Origin of the sequence: Henriciella mobilis, assembly GCF_003576285.1 — a bacterium.
In the GTDB taxonomy this organism is placed as follows: domain Bacteria; phylum Pseudomonadota; class Alphaproteobacteria; order Caulobacterales; family Hyphomonadaceae; genus Henriciella; species Henriciella mobilis.
This window is the reverse complement of record NZ_QWFX01000013.1, coordinates 135,309-153,117: the sequence shown is the minus strand read 5'-3', so window position 1 is coordinate 153,117 and position 17,809 is coordinate 135,309. Positions and strand designations below refer to the sequence as shown.

Genomic DNA, 17,809 nt, shown 5'->3' with positions numbered 1-17,809 from the left:
ATGAAGCGAGGGTGAACACGCTAGTCTCTGATTCTATTCGGCAATATTCCGGATACGCGCTCCCGCTTCCAGAATCGACGAGACAAGACAGTCGATGTCCTCAAAGCGGGTGCGATGATTCGTGATGTTCACGCGAATGGCCAGCTTGCCGTTCAGACGGGTCGTCGACGGCGCGGCAACGCCCGATTCCTGAAGATCGACGACGATGGCCTGATTGAGCCGATCCAGCACCTCTTCGGCCACCACGTCATGCGGCCGGTAGCGGAAGCAGCATATGCTTGTCTCGACCGGCGCCAGCCTCTCAAGCTCGGCTGCATCATCGATCCGGCCGGCCAGATAGCGAACCTGTTCGCAATTGCGGGCCACAGCCGCCCCGATCCTTGCGGGCCCGTGCTCCATCAGGTGGGCCCAGACCTTCAGCGCCCGGAAACTGCGCGACAGTTCGGGGCCATAATCCACCGGCCACGGGAAACCAGCGGCGAGGCCCTTTTCATTGTGCTGGAGATAATCCGGACGATTGGAGAAGGCCCGGCGCTGCAGCGCTTCATCGCGCACCAGCACGTAGCCGGCATCGTAATTGACATGCATCCATTTGTGGAAATCGAACGCCACAGACTGGGCGCGCTCGATCCCCCTGAGCTTGCCCCGCAGGGCATCAGACAGCATGCCGCTCGCGCCGAAGGCGGCATCGACATGGAACCACAGCCCATGCCGGGCGGCGATGTCGGCGAGCTCGTTCAGCGGGTCGATGGCCCCCGTATTCACGGTGCCGGCCGTGCCGATGAGGGCAAAGGGCTGCCGGCCCGCTGCGCGGTCTTCTTCGATGGCATCATCCAGCGCAGCGGTCGCGAAGTGGAAGGTCTCATCGGATGGAATGATGCGGAGCGCGTCGCTTCCGAGGCCCAGCATGTCGAAGGCGCGCGCGACACAGGAATGGGCCTGCGACGAGGTATAGGCGACAAGTTGCGCGCCATCGATCCCTGCCTCCCGTGACCTGAAGTCGAGCGCGGCATCGCGCGCCGTCTTCATCGCGATAATGGTGGCCATGGATGTCCCGGAGACGGTCAGGCCGCTGGCTTCCGGCGGGAAGCCAAACAGGCCACGTATCCAGTCGGCCAGCTGGCGCTCGACATGCAGGGCAATATGGTCCCGCCCACCGGCGTTCACATTCATGGCGGCAGCGGCCATGTCGGCCAGGATTCCCGAGGGCGTGCCCGACCCATGCACCCAGCCGAAAAAGCGCGGATGCGTATTGCCGGGACCGTACGGCAACAGCGCGAGGATGGCCTCATCCACCTGTTCGGCTGGTGTGCCATCGTCCGGCAGCGGCGCTTTGAACTGCGCCTTCAACGCTTCGGCGACCGGCGTCCAGACCCGCCCGTCCCGCGCGCTCGCCATCTTGTCGATCGCGTGATCGAGCATGTCGTGCGCGCGCTTGCGGAAGGCATCCCAGTCATCGGGATCGAGAAATGAGTCGTCGGAAATCGTCATGCGCGCGTCGTACAGACTGTTGTCACGAAATCAAAGCGGGCGGCTATTCACTGTCGTAACAGTCGGGCTGATAGGCGCTTTTCTGATCAATGTCCTTCAGGCTGTGCCGCATGACGATCAGGGCAGCGATCACACCTGAAACCGTGTTTGCGAGAAACGTCGCAATGGCCAGACCGAGGAAGCCGCCGGTCAGCACGCCGATCCACGCGCCGGGCGCGAGCAGGCCGATCGCCCGGCCGGCACCGATCATCAGGCCCGAAACGGACCGGCCGAGACCGTTCATGGCAGCGGTCAGCGATACGATCAGGCCATATCCAGCGTAAGACGCAGGGACGATGGCGAGGTACAGGGCAGCGATTTCCTGCGTCCGGGCGGACTCGGTGAAGAAGGATACGAGCCACCGGCCCCCGAAATAGAAAGCCACTGCCAGAACAAGAGCCCAGACAAGGGAGACCCGCGCGCAGAACCACAAACTGTCACGCGAGCGGCCCGTATTCCCGGCCCCGCTATTCTGCCCGACGAACGGCGCTGACGCCGCTGACAGGGCAAGCAGGGGAACGACGGCAAAGGACTGGATTTTGGTCACAAGGCCAAATGCGGCAACCTCCGCTGAACCGAGCGTGGAAACCGCCGCCGTGGCGATGCTCAGCGCAATCGGATTGACGGACGTGGACAGCGATGCAGGCAGGCCAATTCGCGCGACTTCCTGCCACCTGCGAAGCCCGCGGACGAGCGATGCGGTGCTCAGTGCAAGCAGGTTCTTTCGCCACAGCAGGTAGAAGGCCCCGACAGTGGCTACGGCGCGCGCCGTAATGGTTGCGACGGCAGCCCCCTGCATGCCGAGTTCCGGGATGGGGCCCAGTCCGAAGATAAACACCGGATTGATCGCGATGTTCAATATGGCGGTCCCGCTCATCAGGATTGCCGGGCTGACACCGTCTCCGGTCGCCCGGAGCATTCCGTTCGTTGCCACTGGCAGGACAAGAAAGATCACGCCGCAAAACCAGATCTGCATGAACCAGGTCGCATCCTTGAGGATATCGCCTTCAGCGCCCATCAGCGAAAGGACCGGTCCGATGAAAAGGAAGCCGAGAACAGACATCGCGATGGAGACAAGAACCGCCATGCCGGCCGCACCCGTCACGATTTCTGCTTGTTTTTCTGCCGAAGCGTCTGCGCCAATCGCGCGTGAAAGAACCGATGAGGCCCCCGCACTTAGCCCGATCGCAAGGCTGATCAGCGTCATGACGACCGGAAACGTGTAGGAAATCGCTGCAAGCCTGGCCTCACCAAGCTGCCCGACAAAATACGCATCCGAAACGCCGATCGCCTTTACAGCGAGCACGCCACTGATCATCGGAATCCAGACATTCGAGAAACTTTGACGGACTGGACCTTCTGTCAGTTGCACGTTGAGACACTCCCTGGCCGACCATGCTGACCGGAAGCGGAGCTAGGTCGAGCACTGCGCGCGTCCAGCGCCGGGTGCCGGGCTTCCTTGACCGCGAGCGCCTGAGAGCGCACATCGCGGGTCATGAGCATCAAACCGATCCACATCATTGGCGGCGGCATGGCCGGGTCCGAAGCGGCTTGGCAGGCCGCTGAAATGGGCGTGCCCGTCATTATTCATGAAATGCGCGGCGTGCGCGGCACCGAGGCCCACCAGACCGACAAGCTGGCCGAGCTGGTCTGCTCGAACTCCTTCCGCTCCGACGACCACACATCGAATGCCGTGGGCGTCCTGCATGAGGAGATGCGGCGGGCCAACGGGTTGATCATCACGAAGGGCGGCAAGCACCAGGTGCCCGCCGGCAGCGCGCTGGCGGTCGACCGCGAAGGCTTTTCCGAGGACGTCACCGCGACGCTGGAAGCCCATCCGAACGTCACCATTGTGCGCGAGGAAATCGAGGGTATCCCGCCGGAAGACTGGGACAGCGTCATCATCGCGACCGGGCCGCTCACCTCGATGAAGCTGGCAGACGCCATCCGCGCCCATACCGGCGAAGAGGACCTCGCCTTCTTCGATGCCATCGCGCCGATCGTCTATTTCGACAGCATTGACATGGACAAGGCGTGGAAACAGAGCCGCTATGACAAGCCAGGCCCCGGCGGCGACACAGCGGCCTACATCAATTGCGGCATGAGCGAGGCCCAGTACAACGCCTTCATCGATGCGCTGATTGCCGGCGAAAAGACCGAGTTCAAGGACTGGGAAAAGGACACGCCCTATTTCGAGGGCTGCCTGCCCATCGAGGTCATGGCCGAGCGCGGGCGCGAGACGCTGCGTTTCGGGCCGATGAAGCCGGTGGGCCTGACCAATCCTCATCAGCCGGATGTGAAGCCGCATGCGGTCGTACAGCTGAGGCAGGACAATGCACTCGGCACGCTGTGGAACATGGTCGGCTTCCAGACCAAGCTGAAATACGGCGCGCAGGCCGACATCTTCCGGATGATACCGGGGCTGGAGAATGCCCAGTTCGCCCGGCTCGGCGGCATTCACCGCAACACCTTCCTCAACTCGCCGAAGCTGCTCGACAGTCAGCTGCGGATGAAATCCATGCCGCGGCTGCGTTTTGCCGGCCAGGTGACGGGGGTTGAGGGCTATGTCGAGAGCGCGGCCATGGGCCTGCTCGCCGGGCGCTTTGCAGCGGCTGAGCGGCTGGGCCGGGACCTCACACCGCCACCGCCGACCACAGCGCTCGGTGCCCTGATCGGCCACATCACGGGCGGTCACCTCGAAGGCAAGCAGAGCTTCCAGCCGATGAACATCAATTTCGGCCTTTTCCCGGATCCCGAGCCCGGCACCATCCCCAACAAGGATGAAGAGGGCCGGCGCCTGCGCGGCAAGGCCAAGGGCCGCGCGAAGAAGGGCGTTCAGGCGAAACGGGCGCTGGTGGATATCGACGCCTGGCTGGCAGCGCAGCGCGAGGCCGTTGCGGCGGAATAGACAGGTCTGATGCATGTTCTTCTGACAGGCTCGGCTGGTTGGCTCGGGCGCCATCTCGCACCCATGCTTGAATCTCTGGGTCATGAGGTCACCGGCGTCGATGTGGCCCCCGGGCCTTTCACACGGGAGATCGGCACAATTGCCGACCGGGCCTTTGTCGGCCGTGTGGTTGCGCACCATGGGATCGAGGCAATTATCCACGCGGGTGCGCTGCACAAGCCGGACATAGCCCGGTTCCCAAGGCAAGCCTTCATCGACGTCAATGTGACCGGCACGCTGAACCTTCTCGAAGCGGCGGTTGCCGCCGGTCACAACCGGTTTGTCTTCACCTCGACGACATCGCTGATGATCTCGAAAGCAATCCGGGCTGAAGACAGCGACGAAGCCACCTGGCTGGACGAGGAGCATGCACCACTCGCGCCACGCAACATCTACGGCGTCTCCAAGCTCGCTGCTGAAAATCTCTGCCGCGAGGTGCACCAGCAGACAGGCCTTTCCTGTCTCGTCCTGCGGACTTCGCGCTTCTTTCCCGAAGACGATGACACGCTAACCGACCCGCCGCCCGAAAACCTCAAGGCCAACGAGTTCCTGAACCGGCGAATGACGGTTGAAGATGCGGCCCGCGCCCATATTGCAGCGCTGGACAAGGCGCCAGCGCTCGGCTTTGGCGTCTATCTCGTCTCTGCGCCGACTCCCTTCCAGCAAGAAGATTGCGCCACCCTCATGACAGACGCTGCCAGCGTCATTGCCCGCTATTTCCCGGACGCGCCAGAGCTGTATGCGAAGCGCGGCTGGGCCCTTCCGGCAAGTATCGGGCGTGTTTACGATGCGTCCGCCTTTCAGCGTGATCTCGGCTTCAGCTTTCAGACGGATTTTTCCGTGATCCTGGACGCGCTCCGGTCCGGTGGTGACCTGCCCTTTGCGCATGACGCCGGCTATCCCTCGCCCAGCGTAGCGGGCGCCGGTCTGATCTGGCCGGACAATCGACGCGACTGACTGGCGATACGGTGCTATCAGCCAGCTGATGAGCGCGCTCTATGACACAATCGGTCTGAAATACGCTGAGCTTCGCAAGCCGGATGCGCGGATTGCGCGTCAGATCCATGCCGAACTGGGCGATGCGAGAAGCGTCCTGAATGTGGGGGCGGGCACCGGGTCGTATGAGCCCGAGGACCGCGAGGTCATAGCGGTCGAGCCGTCAGCGGAAATGAGCGCGCAGCGCAAGCCGGGTACGGCCAAGGTCGTTCAGGCGGTCGCCGAGGCCCTGCCCTTCCCGGACAAGTCTTTCGATGCCGCCATGGCGAGCCTCACCATCCATCACTGGTCCGACCCGGCCAAGGGCTGCGCGGAGATGCGGCGCGTCACGCGCGGGCCAATTGTCTTCATGACCTTTGACGTAGCGGCCCCGGCCTTCTGGCTGACCGACTATCTGCCCGGCCTGATCCGGCTGGATGAAGCCATCATGCCGCCGATTGAAAAATATGCCGAATGGCTCGGCCCCGTCGAGATTTCGCCCATTCCCATTCCGCAGGACTGCACCGACGGCTTCCTCGCCGCCTACTGGAAGCGGCCCGCCGCTTATCTCGACGAACGTATCCGCCGGGGCAGCTCATCTTTCTGGAAGATCGGTGACATATCGGAGCCGCTTGCACGGCTGGAGCGCGACCTGAAGGATGGCACCTGGGAGCGGAAGTATGGGCACTTGATGGAGCGCGAAACGCTCGATTGTGGATACAGGTTAGTGCGGACGATCTGACCCGGTTTGCCCATCCGCCGCGCCTGTAAACTCAGAACACCCTGCACCGGAGCGCGGCGATGAGACCTCGGAAAATATGGACAAGACTCGCCGGCGCAATGGGCGGGCTGTTGCTGGCCGCCTTCGGCGGATACCTGCTCTACGAGAAAGTCGGTCTCTCGCTCGCGAGCGGCATGACGGAAGAACGGGTTGGCCTCATTAAAAGGACAGAGGAACCGGGCATCTTCTGGACGTCGGTTCTCAGCAACGCGCTGTTCGGCCTGACGCTCACCGGCCTTGGTCTGACAATCTTGCTCGTGACCTTCTCTGCCCGTTCGCGCCTCTAACCGATCTTCTCCACCACGCGCGGCATCCATTTGCCGATATTCTCGAACTCTTCATGCGGCTTCCATTTCATGACGCCAGCAAAGCCGGTGAAACAGTAGAGCGTAATGTCGGCAATCGAGAAGCGGCCGCAGGCGAGGAAATCGTTTTCGGCGAGATGCGCATTAACGCGCTTGGCCATGGCGCGGGCACTTTTCTCGGCCTTGGCGGCAGCCTCGGGAACCTGCGGATTTTCGAGCGGCGCCATCATCGGATGGGCATTGCGGAACCAGGTCGCGAACTGGATGAACAGCATCAGCTCGATGCGCCGGTCCCACATCTCGATGAGCGCCTTCTCCTTCGGGTCGGTCCCCATCAGGTTCGGCTCGGGAAAGACGCCCTCGAAATAGGTACAGATCGCGCGGCTCTCTGTGATCTTCGTGCCGTCGTCGAGGACAAGCGCCGGGACCTGCGAGAAGGGCGAGACTTCGCGGTAGGCCTCGGATTTGTGCTCCTGCTTCATGATCGAGATCTCCTCGATCTCGACCGCATCAAGCTTGCCCTTCGCCTTCAGGAATTTCGTGACGCGCTCGGGGTTCGGCGCCTGCGGGCTGTGATAGAGCTTCATGGGATCCTCCTGTTTGGCGGGAGGTTTAACGCATTCAGCAATATGAGCGAAGACTGACGTTGGGGAGGCCCAGCTCAGTCGAACCGCTTGCGCACACCGAAGGTCGCATTCAGCGGCTCGCCCGGGAAATAGCGGTTGCCGCCGAAGGCAAAGTCGGCCCGGTCGGCATAGTTGAGGTCGAACAGGTTACGCACGATGACGAAGGCTTCGAGATCGTCGGTGAACGCATATGAGGCTCGCGCCGATGTGACCGTGTGGCCGGGATAGGTCCGCGTGTTGCCGGGATCGGTAAAATACTCACCGATATATTCTGCCGACAGGCTCGCCTCGAAGGCTTCAGTCGGCCGCCAGGTCAGGCGCAGGTCGCCCAGCCAGTCCGGCGCGGTATCGACTTCATTGCCAGAACGGATGACTTCCGAACCGGAGGCGACGATGCGGTCAAACGTGTAGGTGTGGTCGCCATAGGTCGCTGTGCCCGACACGGTGAAGACCCCGTCGCCCAGCACGTCCCAGCTCGCCTGCGCCTCGATGCCCTGATGGCGGGTCGAGCCGTCGGTGACGTTCAGGCCATCGGAGTCGCGGAAGAAGAAATTCTCCTTCTCGGCATGATAGGCGGCGACATCAAATGCAAGCCGGTCACCCAAGGCCGTCCCGCGCGCGCCGATCTCGAAACTGTCCATGGTCTCTACGTCGGCCTCGGCAATGCCTTGCTGCGACTGCAGGCGGTAAAGGTCTGAGGCCTGCGGGGCGCGTTCGCCGCGGGCATAGTTCGCGTAGTAGCTGACCGCGCTGCCCTCGGGCGTCCAGATTGCGCCAAGCTTCGGTGTCAGCAGGTCGAAACTGTCCTCACGGTCATCGGGCACGAGGAAGCGACCGTTCGGCCCCGGCGGGGCGGCGGTCGAGTAGTCATAATCATGCGTTTCACCGCGCAGGCCTGCAAGCACGGTCACCGTGTCCGAGACCGCCCATTCCAGCTCGCTCCAGAGCGCCAGCACGGTGGTGTCGACCTCATAGTCATAGTGGACACCCACCGGAAAACGCGTATCGCCGGGAAAGAAGCCGAACGGCTCAAGCTGGGTTTCCTTGAGCCAGCCGGAAGCGATGTCGGCATCGGCGCCAATGCGGAGGGTGAGCGCGTCAGAGGCCTCGACCTCGTATTTCGATTGCAGGCCAAACGCGTCGTGACCGTTCTCCTCCACACCGCCATTCGGCAGGAAGTGCTGGGCAAACGCCATCTCCTGCCAGCGATAGAAGGGCGTCAGCGTCAGCTCGCCCGGACCGATTTCGCGTGACAGGCGAACAGCGCCCATTGCCCACTGCGCATCGCGATAGGCTTCGGGGTTCGGATTGGAGCTGGCAATGTCATCATCGCGATAAGCCTTGTAGCCCTCGATGAAACCGGCGGTCTCCTGATTGAGGTTCGACGCGCTGACCCAGGCCAGGCCGTCCCAGCCCGCGGCGTCGAAGGCATAGGCTACCGACAGCTTCTGCTGCTCGACACCAGTATTGTCCCGCCAGCCGGTATCGTCCTGCAGGGACAATGAGGCGCGCAGCCCGGAGGACAGATTGCCCGTGAGGTCTGCCTTGTAGCGGCCCAGCGTTGAGCCCGAAGTTCGCGTATCGAGGGAATCGCCGAAGGTCGGCTCACCCTGGATGATGTTAATCAGCCCGTGCACCGCGTTCGAACCATACTTGGCCGAGCCCGGCCCGCGCACGATCTCGATGGCCTCTGCCGTTTCGTGGTGGATCTCGAACAGCGAGTTCACATTACCGAAGGCAGGCGAGCGGGTCGGCACACCATTTTGCAGGATGAGGAAACTCCCCTGCCCCGCCCCGCCGGTCAGCACGGGCGAGCGCAGCGCGATGAGGTGCTCCTGGCCGGAGTTCATCTGGATGTTCACGCCGGGCAGCTGATTCAGGATTTCAGCCGGGTGGTCGGCATCGATGGTGGCGATGGTTTCGGTATCGAGGGTTGCCACGCTGCCGGGCTGCTCAGGTGAACGGTCGCCATAGACCATTACCGGTTGTAGGCGCTCACCGGTCTGAACCTGCTGCGCATGGGCCGCAAAGGCGGATACAATGGCAAAGCTGGCAGATGTCGCGAGCAGGTGGCGGAGCGGCATGGGGAGAACTCATTCATTGGGGACACTGTCACCAAGAGTACTAGGTCGCTCACCCCACCCTGACGAGCCCCACCGCTGCGTTAGCCTGCCCCACCGGTAAACAGTTGCACCGGCAGCGCGCCGACAACCGCGCCCGACAGGCAGGTCGCCAGCGTCCCGGCGATCAGCGTCTTCCAGGCGAGTTCGAGGAAGGTGGCTCGCCTCTCAGGCGAAATGATGTTGAGCCCGCCGATCAGGATGCCGATGGAGCCGAAATTGGCAAAGCCGCAAATGGCGTGGGCCGTGATGATCCGCGTGCGCGGATCCATGCCGTCTTCCGGGATATTGCCAAGTTCGATGAAGGCGACGAATTCGGTCAGCACCGTCTTGATGCCCATCAGGGAGCCGGACAGCGAAGCTTCCTGCCAGGGCACGCCGATCATGTACATCAGCGGGGCGAAGATCCAGCCGAGGATGCGCTGGATCGAGAGCGGCTCTCCCGCCACATCCGGGAAAACGCCAAGCCCGGCATTGACCAGCCAGAGCAGTGCCAGCGCCGCAATCAGCATGGTTGCGATGTTGAGCACGATCTGCAGGCCATCGGCCGCGCCGGTCGCGAAGGCGTCCATGGTCGAGTTGTATTCGAAATCCGGCTCGTGGGCGCGTTCGGTTTCCTCAGCCGTTTCCGGCACCATGGTCAGGGCCATGGCCACGGCAGCCGGCGCCGCAATGATCGAGGCCGTGAGAAGCTGGGCCAGCGGGTTGGACATCACCCCGTCGAGGAAGGTCGTATAGATGACGAGCACGGAGCCGGCGATGGTCGCGAAACCGGCTGTCATCAGGATGAAGATTTCCGAACGCGTCATGCCCTTGATGTACGGTTTGACGAGGACCGGCGCCTCGGTCATGCCCATGAAGACGTTGGCTGACACAGCGAGCGATGTGGCCCCGCCAAGGCCCATGGCCTTGCGGAAGACGAAGGCGAACCCCTTGGTGATCCAGCGCAGGATATGCCAGTGCCAGAGGATTGCTGACAGGGCCGCGACAACGATCACGACGGGGAGGATCTGGAAGAAAAAGAGCGGCGGTGCATCGCCCGCCATGATGTTGCTGGCCGCGACATTGTCACCGACATAGCCGAACACGAAGCTGGTGCCGTTGCGGGTCGCTTCCTGCAAGCCATCTACGATCACATTGGCCTTGAACAAGATGTTGCGCACGGGCGGCAGGCCGAACAGGACGAGCGCGAAGGCGAACTGGATGGCCACGGCGCCGAGCACGATCCGCCAGGGAAATGCCTTGCGCCGTTCTGACAGGATCCAGCCGATTCCGAAAATCAGCGCGATGCCAATCAGCGCGCGCGCATTGTCCCAGCCCCATTCCATACCGATCTCCTCCTGACCCGGATGATTCAGCCTTAGCCTGCGAGCGGGTCGCGCTCTACCCCTCTTCTTCAGGATTGATGCTGGAACACGTCCGGGGCCCGCGCGTTGATCACACTGTGAGCAATGACTGAAAGGAGTGAGATATGAAACGCAAGACTTTCGTCCCCCTGCGCGAACAGACGGTCAATATGGAGCCGCGCCCGGTCACGACAGACCAGGTCGACGCGGTCCTGAACGCTTCGGGCGCCCTTGATGAGCGCATGGAGAAGCTGCGCGACCTGCGCCAGAAACATGCCGACTGGGTCAACCGCCAGCCAGAAACCGACGGCCGTCCGCTGATGCGCTATATCGACGACGGCATGCTGCGCCTGCTGCGGCAAGGCGACCTCAGCGAGGTCGAAGCCGCGTAAGCGCTACCCGTCTGATGATAAGAAAAGACCGCCGGCAGAAAGCCAGCGGTCTTTTTTTGTTTCCTGGTCTGAAGCGCAGGCCTAGCCCAGCTTGCAGACGCAGATCTTGTTGCCGTCCGGATCGCGGAAATAGGCGCCGTAGAAGGTCGGCATGCGATTGCCCGGCTCGCCTTCATCCTTGGCGCCGAGTTCGATGGCCTTCTTGTAGGCGCGGTCGACGGTTTCGTTGTCCTTGCACGCCAGGGCCGGCATCACGCCATTGCCGACCGTGGCCGGCTCGCCGTCATAGGTGCCGCCAATCGCCAGCATCGGCTGGCCCGGGCCCGTGCCGTAGAAATAGAGCCGGTCGTTGTCGAAGAAGCGCTGGGCGCCAAGCTCCGGCATCAGCGCATCATAGAAAGCCAGTGCCTTCTCGATATTGTTCGATCCGAGCGTCACATAAGCCAGCATGTCGTTCCTCCTGTTTTCTGGTGGGCGTGTTTCATCACGCAGCAACCGCGCCCGCAAGCGCTAACCCTGCGCCAATGCTTGACGTTTACGTGAGCGGGTGCTGCAAGGCTCGCCATTCGAATTTCATACTGTTCTGAGGAGTCTTTTCATGTCGAACATCCGTTTTGATGGCCAGGTCGCGATTGTCACGGGCGCCGGTGGCGGCCTTGGCCGCTGTCACGCGCTGGAGCTGGCCCGCCGCGGGGCCAAGGTCGTGGTCAACGATCTCGGCGCCTCCATGGACGGCTCGGGCGGCAGCTCGGAAGCAGCCAACAATGTCGTCAAGGAAATCGAGGCGCTCGGCGGCGAGGCCATCGCGAATGGCTCGTCGGTGACCGATGATGCCGGCGTCAAGAAGATGATCGCCGACGCCATGGACAAGTGGGGGCGCATCGACATCCTGATCGCCAATGCCGGCATCCTGCGCGACAAGTCCTTCTCCAAGATGACGATGGAAGACATCCAGCTCGTCGTTGACGTTCACCTGATGGGCTCGTTCAAGCCGATCAAGGCCGCCTGGGACATCATGAAGGAGCAGAATTTCGGCCGCATCGTCGTGACGACCTCCTCGACCGGTCTGTATGGCAACTTTGGCCAGGCAAACTATGGCGCGGCCAAGCTAGGCCTCGTTGGCATGATGAACACGCTGAAGATCGAAGGCGCCAAGAACAACATCAAGATCAACGCTGTCTGCCCGGTGGCTGCGACCCGCATGACCGAAGGCCTGATGCCGGAAGAGGTGCTGGCCCAGCTGAAGCCGGAATATGTCACGCCGGGCGTGATGAACCTCGTCAAGCAGGATGCCCCGACGGGCATGATCCTGTCGGCCGGCGCCGGTGCCTTCTCCATGGCCGAAATCGTCGAAACCAGGGGCGCCTATGTCGGCCAGGGCGACGCGCTGACGGCCGAGGCCGTCGAAGCGGCCTGGGACAAGATCACCGACACCTCCGTGCAGACCCATTTCAATGCGGGCGGTGAGCACGGCCAGAACATCTTCGCCCTGCTGGCGGCGGGCAAGAAGGGCTAAAGACCGGTCAATCCTGTAACAACATGGCCGGGCGGGCGAGGCAGCGTATTGCCTTTCCGGCCCGGCCATGCGCGTATTGCGGTCTGGAATCACAGACGGGGGTCTGACCATGCGCTTGCTGATCGTATCATTCGCGGCTCTTCTGGCCGCTGCCTGCCAGCCGGGCGAGACGCCGGCCGAACCGGCCGATGCTGCCGATCCGGCGCCCATCGAGGACACCACGCCAGCCGACGCAACGCCTGCGGCCCCTGCCCCGGCCCCCGATGCTGAAGGCGCCATGTGTGGCGGCGTTGCCGGCATTTCCTGCCCGGCCGGCCTTTACTGCCAGCAGCCCGACGGCCAGTGCCTTGAAATCATGGATGGAAGCGGCACGTGCCAGCCCATTCCGGAGGTCTGCACGCAGGAATACATGCCGGTCTGTGGCTGTGACGGCCAGACCTATGGCAATGCCTGCGAAGCGGCTGCTTCTGGCGCAAGCGTTGCGGCCGAAGGCGAATGCGCCGGCGCAGACATTGAATAAACCAGGCGAGCCGAACGCCTAAAGCGCGGCTGATTTCCCGGCTCTCAGGAGCGGGAGCGGCTCGAGAATCGGGAAATCGGTTTCCTCGCCGGTCGCGGTCACCCGCCGGATCACCTGGTCCTTGCCCGTCTGGTTGAACGGCGTGACCAGCGCGCCGCTGCGCGAAAGCTGTGACAGGAGCGCATCGGGAATGCCGCTGACCGCGCCGGTCAGCAAGATGCGATCATAAGGCTTGTGCTCCGGCCAGCCATTGAGACCGTCGGCATGCTTCAGCGTGACATTGTCGACTTTCAGCTCAAGCATCCGGGCGCGCGCGTCGGTGACCAGCTTCTGGTAGCGGTCGAGCGCCCAGACATGGCGTCCGATCTGTGCCAGCAGGGAGAGCATGTAACCGCTGCCCGCCCCAATGAGGAGGATGCGGTCTTCCTTGCCCGGCGTTGCCTGCAGCGCTCCGAGCAGCTGCGCCACGACCACCGGTTTCGGGATCATCTGGCCGCACGGAATCGGCAGGGCGGTATCTTCATAGGCAAGCTCGGCCAGCGCCGGCTCGACAAAGACGGACCGGTCGATCGTTTCCATCGCCGACAGGACAGCGTCGTCGCGAATGCCCTGGCGGCGCAGCAGCAGCACGAGGCGGGCTGCGCGAAACGGATCGGCGATCAGGTCCGCCATGAGGCTTTCAGCTCCTCGAGATAGCGATTGTGCGTCAGGTCGACATGCAGCGGCGTGACAGAGATGCGGCCTTCATAAATGGCCCGCAGGTCGGTGCCTTCGTCGGGCTTCGACAGACGCCCCTTGAAGCCGATCCAGTAATAATCGTTGCCGCGCAGATCCTCGCGCCGCTCAGTGTGGATGATCTGCTCATCGCGGAAGCCCTGGCGGGTGATCTCGATGCCGGCGACATCGTCGGGCTCGCGGTCGGGGAAGTTGATGTTCATCACCACATCATCGGGCCAGCCTTTATCGATCAGCGGCTTCAGCACCTTCGCGCCCCATTGCTTCGAGGTTTCCCAGGGCAGCGAGCCGCGCTCGCGGAAGCTCTGGGCCTGGCTTAGCGCGACGGAGGGAATACCGAGATGCATGCCGAACATGGCGCCCGCAATCGTCCCGGAAAGGCTCGTATCCTCGGCGATGTTCTGCCCGCGATTGACGCCGGAGAGAATGAGGTCCGGCTTTTCGTCCATCAGGTCGAGAACGGCCAGCAGGACGCAATCGGTCGGCGTGCCCATGACCGCCCAGCACTGTTCGCGCACCTTCCGCGTGCGCACTGGCTGGGTCAGCGTGATGGAGCGCGACTGGCCGGACTGCTCGACCTCGGGGGCGGCGATCCAGATATCGTCGGACAGCTCGCGCGCAATGCTTTCGAGAATGGAAAGCCCCGGCGCGTGGATACCGTCATCATTGGTGAGGAGGATTTTCATTCGTCAGTTTCAGTGCACAAGTTATTCCAATCCATTGGCGATAAACTAGCCAACTTCTCGTCACAACAAGTGTATGAATTTGTTTGCACCTATTGCTTCATTGCCCGCCAAACAGATGCAGCAACCCCAATGATCAAGGCAGCCCACTTTGCAAGTGGTCCTGGTCCTTTGCCTGGCTGATCGACTTTTTGAGTGGTGGTCATCAGATGCTCCTTTCACCAAAAACGATGAAGGTCATCTCGATTTCCAGTTATACCATTAGGACCGCTATGTGAGCGCGATGTGACAGTTTGGCATCAGAACGGCGACACATTTTCTACGTTTTTGTGACGTGACAAATCCGTCACATACGGAACTCTGAAGCAATATTTGTCGAACCACTACGCCCCGATCACTTCCAGCCCGCCCATATACGGCTTCAGGGCGTCCGGCACGGCGATGGTGCCGTCCTCGCGCTGATAGTTCTCCAGAACGGCGACCAGCGCGCGCCCGACCGCGAGGCCGGAGCCGTTCAGCGTGTGAACGAATTCGGGCTTCGGTTTCGGGTTGTCCTCGGTCGGCTTGGGACGCCAGCGGGCATCCATGCGCCGGGCCTGGAAGTCCCCGCAATAGGAGCAGGAGCTGATCTCGCGATAGGTGTCCTGGCTCGGCAGCCAGACTTCGAGGTCATAGGTTTTCCGCGCGCCCGCGCCCATGTCGCCCGTGCATAGCAGCATGCGGCGGTAAGGCAGCTCAAGGCGCTCGAGGATGGTCTCGGCGCAGCGCGTCATCCGCTCCAGCTCCTCAAGGCCCTCTTCCTCGTCACGGACGATGGAGACAAGCTCGACCTTGTTGAACTGGTGCAGTCGGATCATACCCTTCGTGTCTCGCCCCGCACTGCCTGCTTCGGAGCGGAAGCATGGCGTGTGCGCGGTCATGCGTTTGGGCAGGACGTCAGCGTCGAGGATGGATTCGCGGACGCTGTTTGTGAGCGAGATCTCCGACGTCGCGATCAGCCAGAGACCATCCGTTGTCTGGAAGGAGTCCTCGCCGAATTTCGGTAGCTGTCCGGTGCCGACCAGCGCCTCATCTCGAACCAGGACGGGCGGCGTGGTTTCGGTGTAGCCATGCTCGCCGGTCTGGACATCCAGCATGAAGTTCGCCAGCGCGCGCTCAAGCCGCGACAGCTGCCCGCGCAGCAGCACGAAGCGCGAGCCGGACATCTTGGCCGCTGTCTCGAAATCCATCATGCCGAGCGCCTCGCCAAGGTCGGCATGGTCCTTGGGCGCAAAGCTGAGCGCGGTGGGCGTGCCGACCGCTTTCTGCTCGACATTGCCGTCCTCGTCTTCGCCGACCGGCACATCGTCCAGCGGCAGGTTCGGCAGGCCGAGCAGGATCTCGTCCAGCGCCTCGCGGGCGGCGGCTTCCTGCTCGCCGGCTGCCTCGATCGTGTCTTTCGCTTCGGCCACGACCGCGCGCAGGCGCTCGAACTCGGCCTCGTCGCCCTTGGCCTTGGCCTGGCCGATCAGCTTGGAGTTGGCATTGCGCGCACTCTCGGCTTCCTGCTTGTCGGTAACAGCCTTCCGCAGGGCGCCATCATGGGCGAGGATATCGTCCACAGCATCGCCGAGTCCCGGCTTGCGGCGGTTCCAGGCGGCGCGGAAGGCCTCGGGATTTTCGCGGATCGCGCGGATGTCGAACATGGTGCGAGACTCACTGCTAAACTTGAAGACCGGCCCCCTGTAGAGGAATTGGCGCGCGAGCGGAACCGGTGAGATGTGAGATCAGGTCTCAGCCTCTCGCGCGGCCTCTTCCTCTTCGGCCTTCTTCTCCATCATGCGCACGCACCAGATCGAGATTTCGTAGAGGCCGTAGACCGGCACGGCGAGCATGACCTGCGAGATGAGGTCGGGCGGGGTGAAGAAGGCGGCGGCGACCAGAATGGCCACGACCGCATACTTGCGCCCAGACCGCAGCGTGTCCGACCCGATAATGCCGGCGCGCCCCATTAGGCTGAGCACAACCGGCAGCTGGAAGGACAGGCCGAAAGCGAGCATCAGCGCCATGACCAGCGAGAGGTATTCCGACACCTTGATCTGCGGCGTGATGGCAGCGATGCCATCCCCGCCCAGCTGCTCGAAGGACAGCGCAAAGCGGGAGATCAGCGGCAGCATCACGAAATAGACGAACACCGCCCCGATCACGAACAGGACCGGCGCAGCAATCAGGAAGGGCAGCACCGCCCCCTTTTCCTTGCGGTAAAGCCCCGGCGCGACGAAGCTGTACATCTGCCAGCCAATGATCGGAAAGGCGACGAAGACGCCGGCAAAGAGCGCGAGCTTGAGCTGCACGAAGAAGACTTCCAGCGGCGCGGTATAAATCAGCTCGAAATTGGCATCCTGGCGGGTGAGTTCCGCGACGGCGACCAGGGGCCCGAGCAGGATGTTGTAGAGCGGGCGTGCGATGAAAAAGCAGCCAATCGTCCCCAGCGCCAGCGCGACGATTGACCAGATTAGTCGCGAGCGAAGCTCGATCAGGTGATCGAGCAGAGGCGCGCGCGAAGCTTCCATCTCGTCATCATCAGTGATGTCGGGGCGTTCGTCCTCGCGCATGTCCTGGCTCATGTAGAGGAGGCTTTCTTGCCGGTATCGTCAGGCGCGGCATCCCCGGCTTTTTCGGTTTCAGCGGGGCTGGCGGGCGCCTCGGCCTCGTCCGGCGATGCGGCCTGTTCGGTCTCTTCCGTCTCCGGCATGGCGCCCGGCCCCCGGCTGTCGGCGTCGGAATCCGGCAGCGGGTTTTCCATCATGACCTTGCGGTTGATGTCCGCCTCGGTCTTCTTCAGGTCATCGACGGCCTGGGTAAGCTGATTGTCGCGGCGCAGATCCTCGATTTCCTTGCGCAGCTCATCAAGCTCGGCCTGACGGGCAATATCATCGAAGGCCGACTGGAATTCGCGCGCCATGGAGCGGCCCTTGGACACAAACTGGCCGAGCTTGCGCATCATCATGGGCAAGTCCTTGGGGCCGACAACGATCAGGGCGATGACCGCAATCAGCAGGAATTCTGTCATTCCAAATTGAGGAAGCATGGATCAGCCTTCCCCGGGCGTCAGCTGGACGACTTCGTCTTGTCCTTTTCAGGGGTGACGTTGACCATCTTGTCGTCTTTGAGCGACTTGCCAGACGCAGACGAGGTCTTTTCCTCCTCGTCATCATCGTCATTCAGGCCCTTGCGGAAGGACCGCATGCCCTTGGCCATGTCACCCATGATCGAGGAAATCCGTCCGCGCCCGCCGAACAGCAACAGGGCGACGATCAGGACAATGAGAAGCTGCATCCAGCTGGGGGCCAT

Annotated in this window: 19 protein-coding genes; 7 read left to right on the top strand and 12 right to left on the bottom strand. The window is 62.6% G+C overall.

Annotated elements, in window-relative coordinates; translation table 11 throughout:
- Nucleotides 1-33 precede the first annotated feature (33 nt).
- Together D1223_RS11230 and D1223_RS11225 are read right to left on the bottom strand one after the other, a co-directional pair.
- Nucleotides 34-1,491, bottom strand: coding sequence for a pyridoxal phosphate-dependent decarboxylase family protein (locus D1223_RS11230; protein ID WP_119376525.1), 1,458 nt, complete (start codon nt 1,489-1,491; stop codon nt 34-36).
- A 43-nt stretch (nt 1,492-1,534) separates the two neighbouring features.
- A complete protein-coding gene (locus D1223_RS11225) occupies nt 1,535-2,902 on the bottom strand; it encodes an MATE family efflux transporter (RefSeq protein WP_147372794.1) in 1,368 nt (455 codons plus the stop codon).
- A gap of 123 nt (nt 2,903-3,025) precedes the next feature.
- Here D1223_RS11225 and trmFO point away from each other — a divergent pair, with 123 nt between their 5' ends.
- The 4 genes from trmFO to D1223_RS11205 are packed head-to-tail and all read left to right on the top strand — an operon-like array spanning nt 3,026 to nt 6,520.
- Nucleotides 3,026-4,438 (top strand): methylenetetrahydrofolate--tRNA-(uracil(54)-C(5))-methyltransferase (FADH(2)-oxidizing) TrmFO, encoded by a 1,413-nt coding sequence (gene trmFO, locus D1223_RS11220; protein WP_119376523.1) that lies wholly within the window; start codon nt 3,026-3,028, stop codon nt 4,436-4,438.
- 9 nt (nt 4,439-4,447) lie between these two features.
- Nucleotides 4,448-5,434 (top strand): NAD-dependent epimerase/dehydratase family protein, encoded by a 987-nt coding sequence (locus tag D1223_RS11215; RefSeq protein WP_119376522.1) that lies wholly within the window; start codon nt 4,448-4,450, stop codon nt 5,432-5,434.
- A gap of 28 nt (nt 5,435-5,462) precedes the next feature.
- Nucleotides 5,463-6,194 (top strand): class I SAM-dependent methyltransferase, encoded by a 732-nt coding sequence (locus D1223_RS11210; protein ID WP_119376521.1) that lies wholly within the window; start codon nt 5,463-5,465, stop codon nt 6,192-6,194.
- Nucleotides 6,195-6,253: 59 nt separating this feature from the next.
- Entirely contained in the window at nt 6,254-6,520 is a 267-nt protein-coding gene (locus D1223_RS11205; protein WP_147372792.1) for a hypothetical protein, read from the top strand.
- Here the strand turns inward: D1223_RS11205 and D1223_RS11200 are convergent.
- The 3 genes from D1223_RS11200 to D1223_RS11190 form a co-directional block, all read right to left on the bottom strand.
- A complete protein-coding gene (locus D1223_RS11200) occupies nt 6,517-7,125 on the bottom strand; it encodes a glutathione S-transferase family protein (protein ID WP_119376519.1) in 609 nt (202 codons plus the stop codon). The genes D1223_RS11205 and D1223_RS11200 overlap by 4 nt on opposite strands.
- 74 nt (nt 7,126-7,199) lie before the next feature.
- On the bottom strand, nt 7,200-9,248 hold the full coding sequence (locus D1223_RS11195; RefSeq protein WP_119376518.1) for a TonB-dependent receptor: 2,049 nt from the start codon (nt 9,246-9,248) through the stop codon (nt 7,200-7,202).
- An 80-nt stretch (nt 9,249-9,328) separates the two neighbouring features.
- Nucleotides 9,329-10,612 (bottom strand): NupC/NupG family nucleoside CNT transporter, encoded by a 1,284-nt coding sequence (locus D1223_RS11190; protein ID WP_119376517.1) that lies wholly within the window; start codon nt 10,610-10,612, stop codon nt 9,329-9,331.
- Nucleotides 10,613-10,755: 143 nt separating this feature from the next.
- Between D1223_RS11190 and D1223_RS11185 the strand changes: the two genes are divergently transcribed.
- Nucleotides 10,756-11,022, top strand: a complete 267-nt coding sequence (locus D1223_RS11185; RefSeq protein WP_119376516.1) for a hypothetical protein — start codon at nt 10,756-10,758, stop codon at nt 11,020-11,022.
- A gap of 81 nt (nt 11,023-11,103) precedes the next feature.
- Here D1223_RS11185 and D1223_RS11180 read toward each other — a convergent pair whose 3' ends face one another.
- On the bottom strand, nt 11,104-11,472 hold the full coding sequence (locus tag D1223_RS11180) for a VOC family protein (protein WP_119376515.1): 369 nt from the start codon (nt 11,470-11,472) through the stop codon (nt 11,104-11,106).
- Nucleotides 11,473-11,620: 148 nt separating this feature from the next.
- On the opposite strand from D1223_RS11180, the gene D1223_RS11175 reads away from it, so the two are divergent.
- A complete protein-coding gene (locus tag D1223_RS11175) occupies nt 11,621-12,538 on the top strand; it encodes an SDR family NAD(P)-dependent oxidoreductase (protein WP_119376514.1) in 918 nt (305 codons plus the stop codon).
- Between the two features lie 109 nt (nt 12,539-12,647).
- Nucleotides 12,648-13,058, top strand: a complete 411-nt coding sequence (locus D1223_RS11170) for a Kazal-type serine protease inhibitor domain-containing protein (protein WP_119376513.1) — start codon at nt 12,648-12,650, stop codon at nt 13,056-13,058.
- Nucleotides 13,059-13,076: 18 nt separating this feature from the next.
- Here the strand turns inward: D1223_RS11170 and D1223_RS11165 are convergent, their stop codons facing one another.
- The 6 genes from D1223_RS11165 to tatA all read right to left on the bottom strand — a co-directional run bounded on the left by D1223_RS11165 (nt 13,077) and on the right by tatA (nt 17,809).
- Nucleotides 13,077-13,730, bottom strand: coding sequence for a protein-L-isoaspartate(D-aspartate) O-methyltransferase (locus D1223_RS11165; protein ID WP_119376512.1), 654 nt, complete (start codon nt 13,728-13,730; stop codon nt 13,077-13,079).
- Nucleotides 13,718-14,479, bottom strand: coding sequence for a 5'/3'-nucleotidase SurE (surE, locus tag D1223_RS11160; protein WP_119376511.1), 762 nt, complete (start codon nt 14,477-14,479; stop codon nt 13,718-13,720). The genes D1223_RS11165 and surE overlap by 13 nt, the downstream gene beginning before the upstream one ends.
- Before the next feature lie 380 nt (nt 14,480-14,859).
- Complete coding sequence (serS, locus tag D1223_RS11155; RefSeq protein WP_119376510.1) at nt 14,860-16,161, bottom strand: serine--tRNA ligase; 1,302 nt, start codon at nt 16,159-16,161, stop codon at nt 14,860-14,862.
- An 81-nt stretch (nt 16,162-16,242) separates the two neighbouring features.
- Complete coding sequence (tatC, locus tag D1223_RS11150) at nt 16,243-17,082, bottom strand: twin-arginine translocase subunit TatC (RefSeq protein WP_119376509.1); 840 nt, start codon at nt 17,080-17,082, stop codon at nt 16,243-16,245.
- Entirely contained in the window at nt 17,079-17,546 is a 468-nt protein-coding gene (gene tatB, locus D1223_RS11145) for a Sec-independent protein translocase protein TatB (RefSeq protein ID WP_119376508.1), read from the bottom strand. Before tatB ends, tatC begins: the two co-directional genes overlap by 4 nt.
- Before the next feature lie 20 nt (nt 17,547-17,566).
- The gene (gene tatA / locus D1223_RS11140; protein WP_199288211.1) at nt 17,567-17,809 is read right to left on the bottom strand and encodes a twin-arginine translocase TatA/TatE family subunit; all 243 of its coding nucleotides are present in this window, start codon (nt 17,807-17,809) and stop codon (nt 17,567-17,569) included.